This is a genomic window from Streptomyces sp. NTH33 (assembly GCF_003236365.1).
GTDB lineage: Bacteria > Actinomycetota > Actinomycetes > Streptomycetales > Streptomycetaceae > Streptomyces.
Map to the genome: position 1 here is coordinate 1 of NZ_POTZ01000586.1, position 3,605 is coordinate 3,605.

The following is a 3,605-nucleotide window of genomic DNA, read 5'->3' on the forward strand; positions in this document are numbered from 1 at the left end:
CTTCCGGCGGAGCGGGGCGGGGGCGGATGTGTGATTCGAGCACCGCGCTGACATCCGGCTGATTACCCTTTGTAGTCGGTGCATTACGAGAATGCCGCCGGGGCGGGCCGGGGCGCGCCGTCGACGCGGTGCCGTTCCCCGCCTGCGGGCGCACGTGCCACACCTTCCACGGAGATCGCGGTGGGAGCGCGGGCAGTGTGCGTGTGTGAGTACGAGCACGAAGGGCTTCCTGGACAGTCGACGGCGACCGACCAGGGGGCGCCGGAGGGGAGTCACCTTGCCGCAGCGACGCCTCGTCACGGGCCGCAGCCAGGAGCCGCGCCGGCGGTTCGCCGAGGAGTTACGGCAACTGCGCGCAGCCAAGGGCGAGAGCCTGCGGCAGCTCAGGGAGCGGCTGGGATGGGACTGGTCGCTGTTCGGGAAGATGGAGAAGGGGGAGACACTGGGCGGTCCCGAGGTCGTCCAGGCGCTTGATCAGTACTACGGGACGCCGGGAATGCTGCTGGCATTGTGGGAGCTGGCATGGGCGGACCGTACGCAGTTCCGGGAGCAGTATCGGCAGTACATGGCGCTGGAGGCCGAGGCGGTCAGCTTGTGGCACTTCGCGGTCAGCGTGCTGCCGGGGCTGTTGCAGACGCCGAGGTATGCGCGGGAGATTTTGGCAGCGGGCGGCCTCGCAGGTGACGAGTTGCAGCAGCAGGCCGACGCACGAATGGGGCGCCGCGATCTGCTCGAGGGTGATGACGCGCCTCGGTTTCGGACGATCCTGTCAGAAGCCGTCCTACGGACGCGGCTGCGGGACGCCAGCGCTTGGCGGGAGCAGTTGGAGTACCTGACGGAGGTCATGGAACGGCCAGGCGTGACCATTCATGTGCTGCCCTTCAGCGCGGGGCCGTACGGACTGGACAGCACGGACGTCTGGTTCTTGAGGCTGCCTGATGGACGTACGGTGGCCTACACCGAGAATGCGCACCGCGGCGAACTGATTGAGGAACATGGTGCTGTCGAACGCCTGCAACGTGCCTACGATGCGGTACGCGACATGGCTATGTCCCTCGCCGAGTCGCAAAAGTTCATCCTGCGCATGTTGGAGGAAGTGCTGTGCGACCCCTCGCCCTGAAGGCCGTGACCTGGCGCAAGAGCAGCTACAGCAATTCGGATGGTGGCGCGTGCGTGGAGGTCTCCGGCGACTTGTTCACCGTCGTTCCTGTACGAGACAGCAAGACGGAACACGGCCCTGTGCTCACGTTCGCGGCTGATGGCTGGGCCTCGTTCGTGACCGCCGTGAAGCGTGGTGAGTTGGGCACCTGACCCGCGTACAGGGCGTCAAAGCATTACGACGGCCCCACGCCGGCTGCGCCGGCATATCGGCCGCAAGGGCGAGCGCCGCTCGCTGAGCGAGACGGACCACATCCGCCTGCTCGACGGCGCCCGCCAACTGCTCAAGGCCCGCTCATCGTGGTGTGGGACCGGTTGAGCACCCACACATCCAAGACGAAGCAGGCGCTCGTGGCCGAACGGGAACGGCTGACGGTCATCCTGCTGCCCAGGTGTGCGCCCGACCTCGGCCCGGTGGAGGGCATCTGGCCCCTGCTCCGCAGGCGCTGCCAGGCCAACACCGCCTTCACCGACTCCGCCCACCTGATGCGCGCCCTTCGGTGGGGACTGCGTCAGGTCCATTACCGGCCCGACCTCATCGACGGATGCCTTGCCGGCACCAGACCCACCCTGCCGACACCGCGCCTACAACGTCAGGAGGACCAAGACCAAGAACGGCTGGGACTGGTCGTACACGAAGACTTACGACTACACCGTGCCTTATCCGGGTGGTCCGGGAGCGATGACCGTAGTGGTCACGCAGACTAGATGATCGATTCCAAGTCAGTGGTCGTAGGCGGTCAGTGAGCGTAGGACGGGCTGTCCGGTGTGGTCGTTGTGCCAGATCGCGGCGGTCAGCGCGAGGATGCGCTGCATGACGCGGACGATCACGCCGCCTGGTGTGCGGCCTCGGTGCTGTTCGAGGTTGAGTTGGCCCTTGAAGGTCTCGTTGACCGACTCGATGACCTGCCGCAGTGGTTTGAACAGCGGGGCGCCGGGCCGTTCCGGCTCGCCCTCGCGGGCCGGCCGCAGCAGCCTGATGTCCCGCTCGGCAAGCTGGTCTTCGAAGGCGCGGCCGAAGTAGTTCTTGTCGCCGATCAACGTCTGTCCAGGGCGGGCGGAGGTCAGGCCCGGTTCGGCGGCGAGCAGGTCCAGCAGGGTTTCGCGTTCGTCGGCCTTGGCCCCGATCAGGGCGAACGCGACGGGCAGGCCCTGGAGGGTGCACACCAGGTGCAGACGCATGCCCCAAAAGAAGCGGCTGTGACTGGCGCAGTACCCGTACTCGGCCCATCCGGCCAGGTCCGAGCGTTTGACGGTCTCGCGGGAGCGGCCGCATTCCACCGGGGTGGAGTCCACCATCCACACGTCGTCGCTCCACACCGAGGTGTCGGCGGCCAGCAGCCGGGTGACCCGCCGCAGCAGCGCGGCGGCCTTGCGCAGGCGCTTGTTGTAGCCGGGCTGCTGGGGCAGGTACGGGAAGAGGTGCCGCAGGTGACCGCGGGCGTGGCGGAGCCACCTGGCCTCGGAGGTGAAGCCGAGCATGGCCTGCATCATCGCCAGCGTGACGAGTTCGGCGTCGGTGAGCTGCGGGGCGATCCCCACGGCCGGACGCCACGGCGCCAGATGCGGAGACGCCTTCAGCAGGTCGTCGGTCTTCACATAGAGTGCCGTCGCGAGGGCGTCCAGGTTGTTCGTCACAAAACGATCTTGGATGCCCTCGTTCTCGTCTCCGCTGGCACCTCATGAAATTGATCACCAGTGAGTCTTATCCAGCCACCGGTACACCAGAAAGGATCGTGGCATGTCCAGCGACCGTCTCATGCGCATCCGCAGCGCCGAGTTCCAGGCCATGGCCGAGAGGGTTGTGCGGGTCACCGAGCTCACCTCACGCCTGAACGTCCTGCCTTTCGAAGACGAAGCGGGCAAGGCGGAACTGTTTGAACAGATCCTTGGCAAGCCGCTGCCACCGAGAGTCACGATCTATCCGCCCTTCTACACGGACCACGGCCTGAACCTCGACCTCGCCGAGCGCGTCTTCATCAACCAGAACTGCACGTTCCTGGACTATGCCGGCATCCGGCTCGGCGAGCGCGTGATGATCGGACCGAAGGTCACATTCATCACCAGCGGCCACCCGGTTGATCCCGGGGAGCGGCGGCTGTACCTCACCGGTGCACCTATCGAAGTGGCGGAGAATGTGTGGATCGGTGCCGGTGCCACGATCCTGCCCGGCGTCAGCATTGGCCGTGACGCCGTGGTCGCCGCTGGCGCGGTCGTGGCCGATGACGTTCCGCCGGCAAGCTTGGTGACCGGTAGTAAGGCAACCGTGCACCGAAAGTGGTGACGACCTCTTCGGAGTCACGTCGAGCCCAACTGCGGGCAGGGCGGTTGCAAGTTCCGGGGTCGTGCGGCTGGTCGGGTTGTGACCGGTTGGGGCGCATAACAGGGCAGGCACGGGCTTCGTGATCATTGTGGTGTCTAAGCCAGATGATCACGAGGTGGCCCGT

The 3,605-nt window shown here is 66.3% G+C and carries 4 protein-coding genes and 1 pseudogene; 4 read left to right on the top strand and 1 reads right to left on the bottom strand.

Annotated elements, in window-relative coordinates; translation table 11 throughout:
• Positions 1-277: 277 nt before the first annotated feature.
• The 3 genes and pseudogenes from C1I97_RS33340 to C1I97_RS43090 form a co-directional block, all read left to right on the top strand.
• Entirely contained in the window at positions 278-1,120 is an 843-nt protein-coding gene (locus C1I97_RS33340; RefSeq protein ID WP_111006763.1) for a helix-turn-helix domain-containing protein, read from the top strand.
• A 5-nt stretch (positions 1,121-1,125) separates the two neighbouring features.
• Positions 1,126-1,311, top strand: coding sequence for a DUF397 domain-containing protein (locus C1I97_RS33345; protein ID WP_441349180.1), 186 nt, complete (start codon positions 1,126-1,128; stop codon positions 1,309-1,311).
• Positions 1,312-1,351: 40 nt separating this feature from the next.
• A pseudogene (locus tag C1I97_RS43090) lies at positions 1,352-1,588 on the top strand (transposase); the annotation flags it as partial.
• Positions 1,589-1,881: 293 nt separating this feature from the next.
• On the opposite strand, the gene C1I97_RS33355 reads toward C1I97_RS43090, so the two are convergent.
• Positions 1,882-2,796, bottom strand: a complete 915-nt coding sequence (locus tag C1I97_RS33355; RefSeq protein ID WP_111006766.1) for an IS982 family transposase — start codon at positions 2,794-2,796, stop codon at positions 1,882-1,884.
• A gap of 103 nt (positions 2,797-2,899) precedes the next feature.
• Here C1I97_RS33355 and C1I97_RS33360 point away from each other — a divergent pair, with 103 nt between their 5' ends.
• Positions 2,900-3,442 (top strand): DapH/DapD/GlmU-related protein, encoded by a 543-nt coding sequence (locus C1I97_RS33360; protein ID WP_181447022.1) that lies wholly within the window; start codon positions 2,900-2,902, stop codon positions 3,440-3,442.
• Positions 3,443-3,605: the final 163 nt, after the last annotated feature.

What these genes read in the sequence shown, in the direction of transcription:
- C1I97_RS33360 (WP_181447022.1), top strand. Translation starts at nt 2,900, where the DNA reads ATGTCCAGCGACCGTCTCATGCGCATCCGCAGCGCCGAGTTCCAGGCC.